General features: G+C 34.2%; 15 protein-coding genes. 11 read left to right on the top strand and 4 right to left on the bottom strand.

Features of this window, described 5'->3' with window-relative positions:
* The first annotated feature begins 3 nt into the window (after window positions 1–3).
* From M666_RS08870 to M666_RS08840, 7 genes are all read left to right on the top strand, one after another.
* Window positions 4–570: an RNA polymerase sigma factor gene (locus M666_RS08870; RefSeq protein WP_024481620.1), complete on the top strand. Its 567-nt coding sequence runs from the start codon at window positions 4–6 to the stop codon at window positions 568–570.
* Window positions 571–574: 4 nt separating this feature from the next.
* Complete coding sequence (locus M666_RS08865; protein WP_024481621.1) at window positions 575–1,333, top strand: anti-sigma factor domain-containing protein; 759 nt, start codon at window positions 575–577, stop codon at window positions 1,331–1,333.
* A gap of 71 nt (window positions 1,334–1,404) precedes the next feature.
* Window positions 1,405–1,614, top strand: coding sequence for a hypothetical protein (locus M666_RS08860; RefSeq protein ID WP_029446995.1), 210 nt, complete (start codon window positions 1,405–1,407; stop codon window positions 1,612–1,614).
* Window positions 1,615–1,644: 30 nt separating this feature from the next.
* A complete protein-coding gene (locus M666_RS08855; RefSeq protein ID WP_024481623.1) occupies window positions 1,645–2,211 on the top strand; it encodes an RNA polymerase sigma factor in 567 nt (188 codons plus the stop codon).
* 99 nt (window positions 2,212–2,310) lie between these two features.
* On the top strand, window positions 2,311–3,186 hold the full coding sequence (lipA, locus tag M666_RS08850) for a lipoyl synthase (RefSeq protein WP_024481624.1): 876 nt from the start codon (window positions 2,311–2,313) through the stop codon (window positions 3,184–3,186).
* Between the two features lie 74 nt (window positions 3,187–3,260).
* On the top strand, window positions 3,261–4,274 hold the full coding sequence (gene gap / locus M666_RS08845; protein ID WP_025615789.1) for a type I glyceraldehyde-3-phosphate dehydrogenase: 1,014 nt from the start codon (window positions 3,261–3,263) through the stop codon (window positions 4,272–4,274).
* Window positions 4,271–6,487, top strand: coding sequence for a tetratricopeptide repeat-containing hybrid sensor histidine kinase/response regulator (locus M666_RS08840; protein WP_316932439.1), 2,217 nt, complete (start codon window positions 4,271–4,273; stop codon window positions 6,485–6,487). The genes gap and M666_RS08840 overlap by 4 nt, the downstream gene beginning before the upstream one ends.
* On the opposite strand, the gene lpxK is transcribed toward M666_RS08840, so the two are convergent.
* The gene (gene lpxK, locus M666_RS08835) at window positions 6,480–7,478 is read right to left on the bottom strand and encodes a tetraacyldisaccharide 4'-kinase (protein ID WP_029446997.1); all 999 of its coding nucleotides are present in this window, start codon (window positions 7,476–7,478) and stop codon (window positions 6,480–6,482) included. The two genes, M666_RS08840 and lpxK, sit on opposite strands and share 8 nt — an antisense overlap.
* A 51-nt stretch (window positions 7,479–7,529) precedes the next feature.
* On the opposite strand from lpxK, the gene M666_RS08830 reads away from it, so the two are divergent.
* From M666_RS08830 to M666_RS08820, 3 genes are all read left to right on the top strand, one after another.
* Entirely contained in the window at window positions 7,530–8,624 is a 1,095-nt protein-coding gene (locus M666_RS08830; protein WP_029446998.1) for a Nif3-like dinuclear metal center hexameric protein, read from the top strand.
* A gap of 3 nt (window positions 8,625–8,627) precedes the next feature.
* On the top strand, window positions 8,628–9,407 hold the full coding sequence (locus tag M666_RS08825; RefSeq protein WP_024481629.1) for a zinc ribbon domain-containing protein: 780 nt from the start codon (window positions 8,628–8,630) through the stop codon (window positions 9,405–9,407).
* Window positions 9,408–9,508: 101 nt separating this feature from the next.
* A complete protein-coding gene (locus M666_RS08820; protein ID WP_082007898.1) occupies window positions 9,509–9,934 on the top strand; it encodes a DUF4174 domain-containing protein in 426 nt (141 codons plus the stop codon).
* 6 nt (window positions 9,935–9,940) lie between these two features.
* On the opposite strand, the gene M666_RS08815 is transcribed toward M666_RS08820, so the two are convergent.
* Together M666_RS08815 and M666_RS08810 are read right to left on the bottom strand one after the other, a co-directional pair.
* Window positions 9,941–11,281, bottom strand: coding sequence for an FAD-dependent oxidoreductase (locus M666_RS08815; protein WP_024481631.1), 1,341 nt, complete (start codon window positions 11,279–11,281; stop codon window positions 9,941–9,943).
* Between the two features lie 109 nt (window positions 11,282–11,390).
* Window positions 11,391–11,939: a ClpP family protease gene (locus M666_RS08810; protein WP_013551063.1), complete on the bottom strand. Its 549-nt coding sequence runs from the start codon at window positions 11,937–11,939 to the stop codon at window positions 11,391–11,393.
* A 121-nt stretch (window positions 11,940–12,060) separates the two neighbouring features.
* Between M666_RS08810 and M666_RS08805 the strand changes: the two genes are divergently transcribed.
* Entirely contained in the window at window positions 12,061–12,738 is a 678-nt protein-coding gene (locus tag M666_RS08805) for a hypothetical protein (RefSeq protein WP_029447000.1), read from the top strand.
* A 171-nt stretch (window positions 12,739–12,909) separates the two neighbouring features.
* Here the strand turns inward: M666_RS08805 and M666_RS08800 are convergent, their stop codons facing one another.
* The gene (locus M666_RS08800) at window positions 12,910–13,941 is read right to left on the bottom strand and encodes a M12 family metallopeptidase (protein ID WP_158400224.1); all 1,032 of its coding nucleotides are present in this window, start codon (window positions 13,939–13,941) and stop codon (window positions 12,910–12,912) included.
* Window positions 13,942–14,003: the final 62 nt, after the last annotated feature.

Raw genomic sequence — 14,003 nt, 5'->3', positions numbered from 1 at the left:
TTCATGAGCGCACTACTCGAAAACCATATTGTTGAATTATTGCATGAACGCAATGAAAAAGCTATTTCTCTTCTCTATGAGAATTATAGTGACACCCTATATGGTGTAGCCTATAAAGTTGTAAAAGATGAAATGCTTGCGCAAGATGTTTTACAAGAAAGTTTTGTAAAAATCTGGAAAAAGGCAGATAGCTATGATCCTTCTAAGGCAAAACTATTTACTTGGTTATTTAGGATCACGAGAAATACAGCCATAGATAAATTAAGAAGTTCTAAAACTAAAACCGACAAAGAAATCCAATTAGATGTTTCTGACGTATATAAGGTAGGTATTGAAGGTTTAAATCCTGATTTCATAGACATGCGCGAGAATCTTTTAAAAATAGATTCGAAATATAAAATTGTTCTTGAAGCTTTATTTTTTGACGGAATGACGCAACAAGAAGCCAGTGAGGAATTAGACATTCCGCTAGGAACAATTAAATCTCGATTAAAGATTGGGCTACGTGAATTACGAAAGATCTATATTGAGCCTGTAGTACTGCTATTTTTATTAACCTTAATAGCATAAGATTATGAAAGAAAAAATTAAATTATTTTTAGATACAGATCTTCTTGAAAAGTATTTATTAGGAGCTACAACAGATTTAGAAACGCTGCAAGTAGAGCGCTATATTGCCATGTACCCAGAGGTTAGAAAAACATACAACGAGCTGCAAGAAAATTTAGAAGAATTTGCTAAATCGTATGCCGTAAAAGCTCCTGAAGGCTTAAAAGAACAAATATTAAGTAGAGTTAAAGCTCAAAACTCTACGAGAAGAAAGTTCATGAGTTATGCAGTTGCCGCAAGTGTTGTTGCGCTATTATTTGCATCCGCATCTTATTTCTTCTACAATCAGAATTTAAACTTACAGGAAGAAAATTCAATGGTTACCAATCAAATTAAGCTTTTAGAAGCTGATATGAAGGAACGTTTAGAAGATGTAAGAAATCAATTTATTGTATTAAATAACCCGGATACAAAACAATACAAACTTAAAGGGAACAAAAAAGCAAAAGATTTAAAGGCTGTTGCTTATGTAAACCCTGTAAAAAAATTATCATACATTAATGTACAAAACTTGCCTCATCTAGAGGAAGGCCAGTACTTACAAATGTGGGCAGAGGTTAATGGAAAGATGTTAAACTTAGGCATTCTTAAAGATGCAGGTTCTAAAGATAACTTATTAGCTATTCCATATTCTGAAGACGCGGTAGGATACATTACTATAGAAAACGAAGGTAGCAACGAAACGCCTACTGTTGAAAATATAGTAGCTAATATCACCTTTTAACAACTCTTGATTTTTTTGCATTAAAACATTCAAAAGATAAAATATTTGTACCTTTGTACAAATATTTTATCATGAAGTTAGTTTTATTAACCATAGGATTATTAGCGCTTGCTTTTGCAGGGATTGCTATTAAAATATGGTCAAAAAAAGATGGAGAATTTGCCGGAACTTGCGCTAGTCAAAGTCCGTTTTTAAACAAAGAAGGAGAAGCATGTGGTTTCTGTGGCAAGCTGCCAAGTGAACAAGATTGCAAAAAAGATACTTCTCCAGAACTTCAGTAAAAACTCACTGATGTTCCTTAATAAGCCAATTTGGACAAAACCAAGGACACCTTACAAGAATCCATAGCAAAAGCTAAAGCAGGAAATCAGATTGCTTTTAGTTTATTGTTAGATTCTTTCTGGAATGATGTCTATAGTTTTCAATTGCAACGTACCAAAAATGAAAATGATGCGGAAGATATTACCATTCAAACATTTTCCAAAGCCTTTGACAAGATAAATACCTACGATGAAAGCTATCAGTTTAAAACTTGGCTAATTACTATTTCTAAAAATATACACGTAGATCTTATTCGAAAAAGCAAACGTAATATTCTAGAAAAAACAGACAGTAGCGCTGATGCCATAAAGAAAGTATTAGACGATAGTCCTTCCGCTGAAGACCAACTTATAAATCAGCAAAATCTAGCCACGCTTCTAGAACATATTAAAAGCTTAAAACCACATTATCAAAAAGTAATCAATCTTAGATACTTCAATGAGTTAAGTTATGCTGATATTGCAGTACTACTCAACGAGCCAATTAACAATGTAAAAGTCAAACTTTTAAGAGCTAAAAAACTATTAGCCTCTGCCATAAAAGGAGCAAAATCTTAACTGATCAGCATTTAGATACATTCAAAATAAGCGATACAACCTCCCTTTCAAAAAACAATAGAACCTAAAATTCTTTGTATATTTGCATAAAAATTGACGATGAGCGATAGCGCAGTAAAAAGTGTTTTACCACCACAAGGAAAACCGAAATGGTTACGCGTAAAACTTCCTACAGGAAAAAAATATACACAGCTTCGAGGTTTAGTAGATAAATACAATCTACACACCATTTGTACTTCTGGTAGTTGCCCTAATATGGGTGAATGCTGGGGAGAAGGAACTGCTACTTTCATGATTTTAGGAAATGTTTGTACTCGCTCATGTGGTTTCTGCGGTGTTAAAACTGGTAGACCAGAAGATGTAGATTGGGAAGAGCCAGAAAAAGTGGCACGTTCTATTAAAATAATGAGCATTAAGCATGCGGTGATTACTTCTGTAGATAGGGACGATATTAAAGATATGGGATCTATTATTTGGGCAGAAACTGTCAAAGCTATTCGCAGAATGAATCCAGAAACAACCCTTGAAACGTTGATTCCTGATTTCCAAGGCATTGAAACACACCTAGATCGTATCATAGCTGTTAATCCTGAAGTGGTTTCCCATAATATGGAAACGGTTAAAAGATTAACCAGAGAAGTAAGAATACAAGCTAAATACGAACGTAGTTTAGAGGTGCTCCGCTATTTACGCGCAAACGGCATTAACAGAACAAAATCTGGAATTATGCTAGGTCTTGGAGAACTTGAAGAAGAAGTTATTCAAACCATGCGAGATTTAAGAGATGTAAATGTAGACGTCATTACTATTGGTCAATATTTGCAGCCGAGTAAAAAACATCTTCCAGTAAAAGAGTTTATCACTCCGGAGCAATTTAAAAAATATGAAGAAATAGGATTAGAAATGGGCTTTAGACACGTAGAAAGTGGCGCCCTTGTCAGGTCTTCGTACAAAGCACATAAACACATCCACTAAATTTAGATCCAAATCTAGCCTCATTTTAGGTTCTTTTATATACTACAAAATGAACTAGATTGCGTATTGTAGTTATGAAACAAATTAATATAGGAATTAATGGTTTTGGAAGAATTGGCCGCACATTTTTTAGACTGCTTCAAGCACATCCTAATTTAAATGTTGTTGCTATTAATGATTTGGCAAATACAGAAACCTTAGCGCACTTACTAAAATACGATAGTATACATGGGGTATTTCCTTATTCTGTAACCCATACAGCAAATACGATTACTGTTGACCACAACAAGAAGGTTCACATTTCAAATCAGCCTTTGCCAGAAAACATAAACTGGGAAAAACACCAGGTAGATATTGTTATTGAAGCTACAGGAAAGTTTAAAACCAAAGAGCATTTAAATGCTCATTTGAATAATGGTGCTAAAAAAGTTATTTTATCAGTACCGCCAGAAGATGAAAATATTAAAATGATTGTCTTGGGGGTAAACGAACATTTACTTACCGCTGAGGACCAAATTATTTCCAATGCATCGTGTACGACAAATAATGCCGCGCCGATGATAAAAATAATTAATGATTTGTGTGGGGTAGAACAGGCTTATATTACTACCATACATTCTTATACGACTGATCAAAGTTTACATGATCAACCGCATAGAGATTTAAGAAGAGCCCGAGCAGCAGGACAATCTATTGTACCTACCACCACAGGAGCAGCAAAGGCCCTTACTAAAATATTCCCTGAATTAGATGGCCTTATTGGCGGTTGTGGAATACGTGTACCTGTGGCTAATGGATCATTAACAGACATTACCTTTAATGTAAAAAAGGAAACGAGCATCGAAGAAATAAATAAGGCTTTTAAAGAGGTTTCTGAAAATTCTTTAAAAAATATTCTTTATTATACAGAAGACCCTATAGTTTCTATCGATGTTAACAATAGTTGTTACTCTTGTACGTTTGATTCATTGATGACTTCTGTTCTTGGTAAGATGGTAAAAATTATCGGTTGGTATGATAATGAAACAGGATACAGTAGTAGATTAATAGATTTAATTAGATTGATGCAAGATAAATCGTACATTTGAAAATAAAAGACCTACATATCAACTTCAATTTTAAAATGCTATTTGTGTTTGCCATGCTTTTTTGGCAAGCCACATATTCCCAAGATTCTATCGCCACATACCAAGAAGTGGAGGATTACTTTGCATTGGCAAGAACGTATAAAAACCAAGATAAATTAGATCTCTCTTTAGAGTCTGTTTACAAAGCCTTGAAAAAGGCCGAAAAATTAGAGGACTTAAAAACAATTATCGACTGCTATCATGAGTTGTCTCTACTCTATTTAAAACTTAATAAAATAGATCAATCCATACAGCTTTGGCAAAGAGCAGATGTATTGTTGAAAGACTCTGAATACCCTTACGGAAGTGCCACGCATAGGTATATTGATGCTTTACATTTAATGAAAGAGCAAAAATATTATCTAGCAAATCATGAGTTAGATAAGGCCGATAAAATGACTAACGTTAGAAACCTAACATTACACATTTTGTTAGCCAAAGGATTTATATATTTAGAACTCCCCAAGTATACGGAAGCCGAGAAAAATTTTAACTCGCTCATTGTCAATAATGATACCAACGAGAAAGATTATATTGCTTCAAGGGCGTTTCTAGGATTAGCTTTATTAAAATCTAAAACCAATGAACTCGAAAAAGGTATTGAATATGCACTTCAAGGGTTAGACATCGCTAAGAAAAATAACTTTTTCAATGAAATTTTAGAACTTAATAGTTACTTAGCTGCTACAAATGAACAACTATTTAAATTTGAACAAGCCTTGGCGTTCAATAAAAATCTTGTTCAGATTAAAGATTCTATATACAACGAAACCAAAGTAAAGACAGAAGCTAAGAAAGCAGATAATATTTATTTTGAAACTCAAAAGAATACCATTACCAACCTTACCAAAGAAAATGAACAATTAAAAGCCTCCAGTAGTAGAACTGAAATAACAGCGATACTAACCTCGGCCTTTTTAACCATCATTTCTTTATTAGCCGTATCCTTATACCGCAACAATCAAATTAAAGTAAAAACAAACGATCTATTACAGACAAAAAATAACGAATTAGAAGCCTCACGTGATGCCGCTGTAAAAGCCATGGAAGCTAAAACTAATTTCTTATCTACAGTAAGTCACGAACTTAGAACACCTCTATACGCTGTTACAGGGCTCACTCACCTCTTACTAGAGGAAAATCCTAGCGAAAGCCAGCAGGAGCATTTAAAAGCGCTTAAATTTTCTGGAGATTACTTACTGAGCTTTATCAATGACATCTTACAATTAAATAAGATTGACGCTGATAAATTAGAACCTGTCAATACAGAATTTAGTCTTAAGAAAGTGCTTTCAGAAGTCATCAGCTCCTTACAACAAAGCGCAAAAGAAAACGAAACCAAAATTTCGCTTGATTACGACGAAAATATTCCAAAAAGTTTATTGAGTGATTCTATGAAAATTTCTCAAATTCTAATAAACCTAGTAGGAAATGGATTAAAATTCACCAAAAAAGGAGACGTTACTGTTATTACCCGATTGCTTAGAAAGAGTGATGACGATGTCACCATATACTTTGAAGTAAGAGATACTGGAATAGGTATTTCTGATGATCAAATCACCAATATTTTTGAGAGCTTTGAACAAGGTTCTATTCAAATAAATAGAGAATATGGTGGCACAGGTCTTGGCCTAACTATTGTAAAAAGTCTGTTAGGGTTATTTAATAGTAAAATTGATTTAAAGAGTGAATTAGGAAAAGGGAGTTCTTTTTTCTTTGAGTTGGATATGAAAAGTAAGAGTTACACTACTGAGGAAGAAGCCACAGCGGTAATAGCTCCCCAAGATTTTGACTTTAAAGGTTTGCACATACTTATTGTAGAAGACAATAAAATTAATCAAGTCATCACGAAGAAAATGCTGATCAAGAAAGAAATGACTTGTGAAATTGCTAGTAACGGTACTGATGCCGTAGAAATGGTTTCTCAGACTAAGTATGATGCCATATTAATGGATATTCATATGCCTGGAATTAGCGGAGAAGAAGCTACCATACTCATTCGAAAATTTAATAAGCATACGCCAATAATTGCATTAACCGCAATTTCTTTAGATGACAGTTTAGAAAGCTTTTATGCCGCAGGCTGTAATGATGTTGTTACAAAACCTTTTAAGCCAGAAGTGTTTTATCAGAAAATTGGAGAACATGTTTTTAATCCAAAACCACTTAGTTAAGTAGCGCACTAATTGTTTCTTTAATGCGCAAAGCTCCATCATTCAAAAATTGATGCTCAATACCAATATAGTGTAAGTTGGAAACTTTTCCCTTTAGCCTTACATAATCTTTTTCCGTTGTTAGAATAAATTCTTTCGAATTGAAGTTTTCAATCTCAGACTCAGAGAAAAAGTGATGGTCTCTAAAATTTAAATGTTCTACAACAATTCCTTTAGATTCTAAAAAAGACAACAATGGTTGCGGATTTGCAATACCTGTAACAAGCGTCACTTTTTTATCTATTAAATCTGTTACCACTATATTCTCGCTGCCGCCCTTTAGCTCATTTTTATAATGCAAGAAACTAAAGAAGACTTTTTGCCCTGTCTCAGGCCCTATTTCTGCAACTATATTTTCCTGTGTGGCTTTTGACAGATCCTTGGGACATTTAGTAACAACTATTAAATTAGCCCTCTTGGCTTCTTTTTTACTATCACGGAGACTTCCTGTGGGCAGATACCAATCTTTCTGGTACCTATTGTCATAAGCCGTAAGCAACATAGAAAACGAAGGTGTTACTTTTCTGTGCTGAAAAGCATCATCTAACAAAATTACATCTGGTGCAATGCTCCTTTCAAGTTCTACTATTCCATGTTGACGATCTGCATCTACAACCACTGGCACTTCTGGAAATTTCTGTGCAATTTGATAGGGTTCATCTCCTAAAATCTCTACCGTAGCCATTTCAGTAGAAACTTGATACCCTTTAGATTTTCGACCATATCCCCTACTTAAAACAGCCACTTTATGTTCCGTTTTTAAAGTTGACAAAAGAAACTCTATCATAGGTGTTTTCCCAGTTCCGCCAACACTTAAGTTCCCCACACAAATAGTTGGGGTCTTATACTTCTTAGATTTAAAAAAATCAATATCAAATAAGAAGTTGCGAACATATACCACTACAGCATAGATCAGTGAAATTGGAAAAGCTAATATTCTTAAGACGCGCATCAAGAACGAAAATATAATATTTTATCTTTGAAAAATAGATAAACTTAGAAAATGATTGTAAAAGAAGTAATTGGAATTTTAGAAGAATTAGCGCCATTAGCTTATGCCGAAGATTTTGATAATGTGGGTCTTTTAGTTGGAGACCAACAAAATGAAGTTTCTGGTATATTGGTTACTTTAGACACCTTAGAGAATGTGGTAGATGAAGCCATAGCGACTAACTGCAATTTAATTGTAAGCTTTCATCCTATAATTTTTGGCGGACTCAAGAAAATTACGGGTGCAAATTATGTGCAACGTATTGTCATTAAAGCCATTCAGCACAATATTTCTATTTACAGCATGCATACTGCATTGGATAATTCTAATCAAGGAGTTAATGCAAAAATATGTGAAGTTTTAGGCTTAGCAAATACCAAAATACTAATTCCACAGAAAGGGACTATAAAAAAACTGAGTACGTATGTTCCTAAAAACGATGCCAACCAACTAAAATCGCATTTATATGAAGCTGGCGCTGGCAATATTGGCAATTACAGCAATTGCAGTTTCACGGTAGAAGGTACTGGAAGTTATAAAGCCAATGAAAAAGCAAATCCCGTAAAAGGAGAAATTGGCACCACACATTTTGAAGAAGAAACTAAAATTTCAATCACATTTGAGAAAGCGGCAGAAAAAAATGTTATCAAAGCTTTATTAGAAAATCATCCATATGAGGAAGTGGCTTATGAAGTAATCACTTTGGAGAATACAAATCAAAATATAGGCATGGGAATGTACGGAATTTTAGCAAATCCGATGACTGAGCATGAATTTATGGAGTTCTTAAAAGAAAAAATGGATGTAAAATGCGTCAGACATTCTAATTTATTAGGAAAACCTATAAAAACAGTTGCTGTTCTTGGAGGTAGCGGCTCATTTGCAATAGGTGCCGCAAAGGCTGTAAACGCTGATGTTTTCATCACGGCCGACTTAAAATATCATCAATTTTATGAAGCAGAAGGCAAAATACTCTTGACGGATATCGGACACTATGAAACTGAGCAGTTTACAAAAAATTTATTAGTTGACTATCTTACGAAAAAAATTCCTAATTTTGCAGTCCGTTTATCGGAAAGCAAAACAAATCCCATCAAGTATTTTTAAAATATGGCAACAAAAACAGAAACAACAGTAGAGCAAAAATTAAGAGCGTTATATGATTTGCAATTAATTGATTCTAGAGTTGACGAAATACGCAATGTAAGAGGTGAATTACCTTTAGAAGTTGAAGATTTAGAAGATGAAGTATTAGGTCTTAAAACTAGAATGGAAAAGCTTAAGACTGATGTTGAGACTATCAATTATGAGATCACTGCAAAGAAGAACTTAATTGATGATGCTAAAACATTGATGAAAAAATATACTGAGCAACAAAAGAATGTTCGTAACAGTAGAGAGTTTAACTCTATTTCTAAAGAGATTGAATTTCAAGAATTAGAAATTCAATTGGCAGAGAAAAACATCAAAGAATTTAAAGCTCAAATAGATCAAAAGAAAACCGTTGTTTCTTCTACGAAAGAGCGTTACTCTGAAAGAGAATCTCACTTAAAGCATAAAAAAGGTGAGTTGAATGCTATTTTAGCGGAAACTGAAAAAGAAGAAAAAGCACTTTTAGCAAAATCTGAAGATTATCAAAATGATATTGAAGAGCGTTTAGTTATTGCTTACAAGCGTATCCGTGCTAATGTAAAAAATGGTTTAGCAGTTGTGCCAATCGAAAGAGGTGCTTCAGGAGGATCTTTCTTTACTATTCCACCACAGGTACAAGTAGAAATTGCTTCTCGTAAAAAAATTATTACAGATGAACACAGTGGTCGTATTTTAGTAGATCCTGTTTTAGCTGAAGAAGAGCAAGAAAAAATGCAAGCACTTTTTGCTAAGTTATAAGCTTAGAAAAATAAAGTCATAAAAAAACCATCTGCTTTGCAGATGGTTTTTGTGTTTTATAGTATCTCATTAAATAAATTCGTAATTTAAAGCACAAAACAATGAAGTATATAACTACATATGTACTGATTCTTGGCTGCTTTATCTTTTACTCACCAATTGCAATGGCTCAAGATATATCAGATTTTAAATGGAAAAATAGGGTTTTACTGCTCATAGACACAGCATCAAATAGCAAAAACATCAAGCAACAAATTCAAGCCTTTGAAGGGCAGCATACAGCTTTTCAAGAAAGAGACATCATCTATTTCATTAGTACTCCAAAAGGCAGCTACGGTAGCGATAAACAGCTACTAAATCTTAGTGGACTTGAAAAATATCGAAAAAAAGATTTTAGCGGATTGATTTTACTAGGCAAAGATGGTGGTATTAAATTAAAAGAAGCCTTTATTGTTCCCGCAAAGACTATCATCTCATTAATAGATACAATGCCTATGCGGCAAAGTGAAAAAAATTCGCCTCAATAAAAAAAATTACAACAGGCTAAGTATTAAATTTTCTACTTCCGCACTATTCCATTTTTCTTCAATATTTGGCAAGCTCATCACCTCTTTCATAATAGCCTCTTGAGCATCTCCCTCTGCTAATGCTTCTGCATACGGCCTGTCTGAAAAAGTAACCCTTGAATATACTGGAATCCATTTATCAGGATGTTGTGAAGCAAAATACTTCTCGATTTTCTTTTGTAGTAAAAACTTAGGATCTGCCGTTTTACTACTCATTTCTACAAAATTACGGTAGCTTAATTCTGCTATAGCATCCGCATTAGGCTTACGTACTTTTTCATAGGCTTCAAAAATAGTATGCCAATCGTCTTGGTGCTCCTTAATTAAAGCATCTAACACAAAGATGTCTTCAAAGCCAGCATTCATCCCTTGGCCATAGAAAGGCACTATAGCATGCGCAGAATCACCCACAAGTGCTACTTTATCCCAATAGGTCCATGGAAAACATTTCATCGTTACCATAGCGCTAGTTGGGTTTTTAAAGAAGTCTAACAAGAGGTTATCCAAATCCTGCATCACATTAGGAAAATACGTTTTAAAGAAGTCCTTAGCGTCGTCATTAGTTTTAATGTTCTCAAAAGAAACTTCGCCTTCAAAAGGCATAAACAAGGTACAAGTAAAACTACCATCAAGGTTTGGCATAGCAATAAGCATAAACTTACCTCTTGGCCAAATATGAAATGAATGTCTATCTAACTTGTGCGTACCATCTTCATTTGCCGCAATAGTTAACTCTTTGTATCCTACATCAATAAAATCTTGAGAATAATCAAACCTACTGCGTCTTTGCATTTTATGGCGTACTCGTGAAAAAGCACCGTCACAACCAAAAATTAAATCATATTGGTATTCTTGCCATGCTCCTTTTTCGGTCTCTCCTGTAAATAACTTTCCTTCCGGAAGGTCTACATCCCAAACTTTTTCTTCAAATTTAAAAACCACCCCCGCTTCTTCAGCAAGATCAATCATTTTACGGTTTAGGACACCACGTGAAATAGACCAAATAGCTTCTCCTTCTTTACCATATTTTTGATAATATTCTGGTTGGCCCACAACGTGCATGGCACGTTTATCTAATGGGATTGCAATTTTTTTAATCTCCTCTTCAATACCCACTTCATGAAGTGCATTCCACCCTCTATTACTCATAGCTAGGTTTATTGATCTCCCTGAAAATTCTACATTGCGAATATCTGGTCTACGATCAAATACAGTAATATCATGTCCATATTTTTTTAAATATATGGCTAATAAAGAACCAACTAAACCTGAGCCAATAATGGCTACTTTTTTTTGAGTTTGTATCATGTATTCCTAATTCTGGAAAAGTGTCTGCACACTAAGGTAACATTAACCAAAAAATCCTCCACTTTTACTCGCGAAGGATTTTTAGTTTTTATAGGTGTAAAAATATTATTTATTCTAAAATACCATCAACTATTCCGTAAGCAATAGACTCTTCTGCTCCCATCCAATAGTCACGATCAAAATCTTTCATCACTCGGTCATAATCTTGGCCACAATTGTCTGCCAAAATACGTGCACTAAGTTCTTTTGTTTTGATTATTTCTTTAGCTTGAATTTCAATATTAGAAGCCTGACCTCTTGCACCACCACTAGGCTGATGAATCATTACCTGAGCATGTGGCTGAATAAAACGCCTTCCTTTTTTACCAACAGATAATAAAATAGATCCCATAGATGCTGCCAACCCAGTACAAATAGTTGAAACTGGACTTTTTAGCGATTTTATAGTATCATACATTGCGAAACCAGAAGTTACATACCCTCCTGGACTGTTGATGTATAATTGAATTTCTTTATCGTTTTGCATATCGAGATACAATAAACGATCAATTACATGCTTTGCAGAATCGTCATCGACCATTCCCCAAAGGAAGACTTTACGCTCTTCTAACATTTTCTCGTCTATAGCCTCTTGTATTTTTCCTTTTTTTGAACTCATTTTTTTATTTCTTATTGAATATCAAAATTAATCAAAATATCGCTAATTGTTACACTCAAAAACCTAAGGATTTAATTTAAGTAGCTGCAAAAGCCATTATCTTTGTTAAAAAAATGAAAAAATGAAAAAAACAATAGGTTTTACTGCCATACTACTCCTTCTTTTAGCAAGTTGCAAAACAGATAAAAAAGAAACAAAAACATCTATCACCACTCCTGAACTTACTATTCTTGAACAAGTGGCACAGGCCAATGGGTATGAAAATTGGAAAAACGTTAATGAATTAAAATTTACGTTTAATGTAGATCGCGATACGACACATTTTGAACGCTCTTGGGTTTGGAAACCCAAAACAAATGAGGTATCTAGTATTACAAAAGAAGACACCATCACCTATCTTAGAAAAAACAGAGACAGCACGGTAACAAAAACGGATGCTAGCTTTATCAATGATAAGTACTGGCTTCTAGCTCCTTTTCAATTAGTTTGGGATGCCAAGAGTTTTGAGTTTACGCATACCGCAGAAAGCGAAGCACCTATCAGCAAAAAACCAATGCAAAAATTAAGCATCGTTTACGATAATGAAGGTGGTTACACTCCTGGTGATGCTTATGATTTTTATTTTGGGGAAGACTACGTCATTCAAGAATGGGTATTTAGAAAGGAAAACCAAGAAGAACCTTCTATGATAACTACTTGGGAAGACTACACCACGATTAATGGCATAAAAATTGCAAAATCTCATAAAATGGACGGTCAAAAATTTGATCTAAATTTTACGGAGATACACATCAATTAAACATCGTTTCAATGAGGCTTGTATATCTAGTGATATATAAAAAAGAACCTGATGATTTAAATTACGACCTAAGTAATAGTATTAGAATACAAAAAACCGCTCTTTCGAGCGGTTTCTTTTTATCTATTTAAAACACAGATGTGTTCCAAAAAACTTTAACCCCGTTTTAAATTAGTTACAGGTTTTAATAAAGATCCATCTGGTAAAATCTCTTTCATATAAACCTCCAGCATACGTCACACGGTCTCCAACAGCGTAACGCTTAGAACTAGACCAAGCCGAAACACCATCGCAAGAATCTAATGCAGGCACATCAGTACCGCCACCATCAACAGCTGGGTAAATAGAATTGGTTCCAGAAATATCAAGGTCAGAAACTTTTGCTTGACGTTGAGGCAATACATTACCGCTAAGATCTGTAATTGTAGGCTGTCCATTTTTAGAAAAAGTATAGCTACCATACATCATAGTAGAGTTAATATCAAACTGACTTGTAACTAAAGTTGCAGAATTACTTTTGTAAAATTGATCAATAGCATCGTTCTGGATATTTTCCTCGTTAATAATGATATAATTATCTCTGTCACTTCTATTCTGCTCGTGAATATACCCTAGTGTATGACCAATCTCATGGATAATCACTACAGCAGTAGCACGTGTTCCTAAACGAATAAATCCATTAGAACCATTCATTCCTAATGTTGCTACACCAGAGTTACTATTAGATCCCGAAGAAGAAATAGTCACATAATTAGATTCATTGGTACGTTCTTTAAAACGAATATTTGTTTTACTCGTCCATTCATCAAAAGATTTCTGTAATTCAGATTGTACTGATGCACTCAATCCTTGGATAGTATATACAATGGTACTATTCGTCCATTTTCTAACACCACCACCTAAACCTAAACGAGTAAGGCCTTCTTCTGGGTTTGGATTTTCATTAAAATCATCAGCACTATCTGTTAGCTGATCTTCGAACAAGCGAACATCACTCCCTGCTAAGCTATACGTACCATCATCTTCTAATCGTACTTTTACTTCAGTACCTAAAAAATACTTGGTTGTAAAATCTGCATCCTGAGTGATTACTGCTTCTTGATCTTCTCCTGTCGTTTCTGTTTCTTTTTGACAAGAAGTCAAGCATAATGCAAATACCAAACTTGCCATAGCAGCTTGGTACATTCTTTTTGTTTGTTTCATTTTTTCACTTTTAGTTTTCATGTTCATAATAAGTTTTGGGGCTAAAACTCTAGACTATGTAC

Source organism: Cellulophaga baltica 18, assembly GCF_000468615.2.
In the GTDB taxonomy this organism is placed as follows: Bacteria; Bacteroidota; Bacteroidia; order Flavobacteriales; family Flavobacteriaceae; genus Cellulophaga; species Cellulophaga baltica.
The sequence above is the reverse complement of the archived record's forward strand: the minus strand, read 5'-3'. Positions and strand labels throughout refer to the sequence as shown.

Excerpts from the sequence above, each read along its gene's own strand:
- M666_RS08860 (WP_029446995.1), top strand. The coding sequence starts at position 1,405 with ATGAAGTTAGTTTTATTAACCATAGGATTATTAGCGCTTGCTTTTGCA.
- lpxK (WP_029446997.1), bottom strand. The coding sequence starts at position 7,478 with ATGCGCGTCTTAAGAATATTAGCTTTTCCAATTTCACTGATCTATGCT.
- M666_RS08810 (WP_013551063.1), bottom strand. The coding sequence starts at position 11,939 with ATGAGTTCAAAAAAAGGAAAAATACAAGAGGCTATAGACGAGAAAATG.
- M666_RS08865 (WP_024481621.1), top strand. The coding sequence starts at position 575 with ATGAAAGAAAAAATTAAATTATTTTTAGATACAGATCTTCTTGAAAAG.
- M666_RS08815 (WP_024481631.1), bottom strand. The coding sequence starts at position 11,281 with ATGATACAAACTCAAAAAAAAGTAGCCATTATTGGCTCAGGTTTAGTT.
- M666_RS08870 (WP_024481620.1), top strand. The coding sequence starts at position 4 with ATGAGCGCACTACTCGAAAACCATATTGTTGAATTATTGCATGAACGC.
- M666_RS08830 (WP_029446998.1), top strand. The coding sequence starts at position 7,530 with ATGATTGTAAAAGAAGTAATTGGAATTTTAGAAGAATTAGCGCCATTA.
- M666_RS08820 (WP_082007898.1), top strand. The coding sequence starts at position 9,509 with ATGAAGTATATAACTACATATGTACTGATTCTTGGCTGCTTTATCTTT.
- gap (WP_025615789.1), top strand. The coding sequence starts at position 3,261 with ATGAAACAAATTAATATAGGAATTAATGGTTTTGGAAGAATTGGCCGC.
- M666_RS08805 (WP_029447000.1), top strand. The coding sequence starts at position 12,061 with ATGAAAAAAACAATAGGTTTTACTGCCATACTACTCCTTCTTTTAGCA.
- M666_RS08825 (WP_024481629.1), top strand. The coding sequence starts at position 8,628 with ATGGCAACAAAAACAGAAACAACAGTAGAGCAAAAATTAAGAGCGTTA.
- M666_RS08800 (WP_158400224.1), bottom strand. The coding sequence starts at position 13,941 with ATGAAACAAACAAAAAGAATGTACCAAGCTGCTATGGCAAGTTTGGTA.
- lipA (WP_024481624.1), top strand. The coding sequence starts at position 2,311 with ATGAGCGATAGCGCAGTAAAAAGTGTTTTACCACCACAAGGAAAACCG.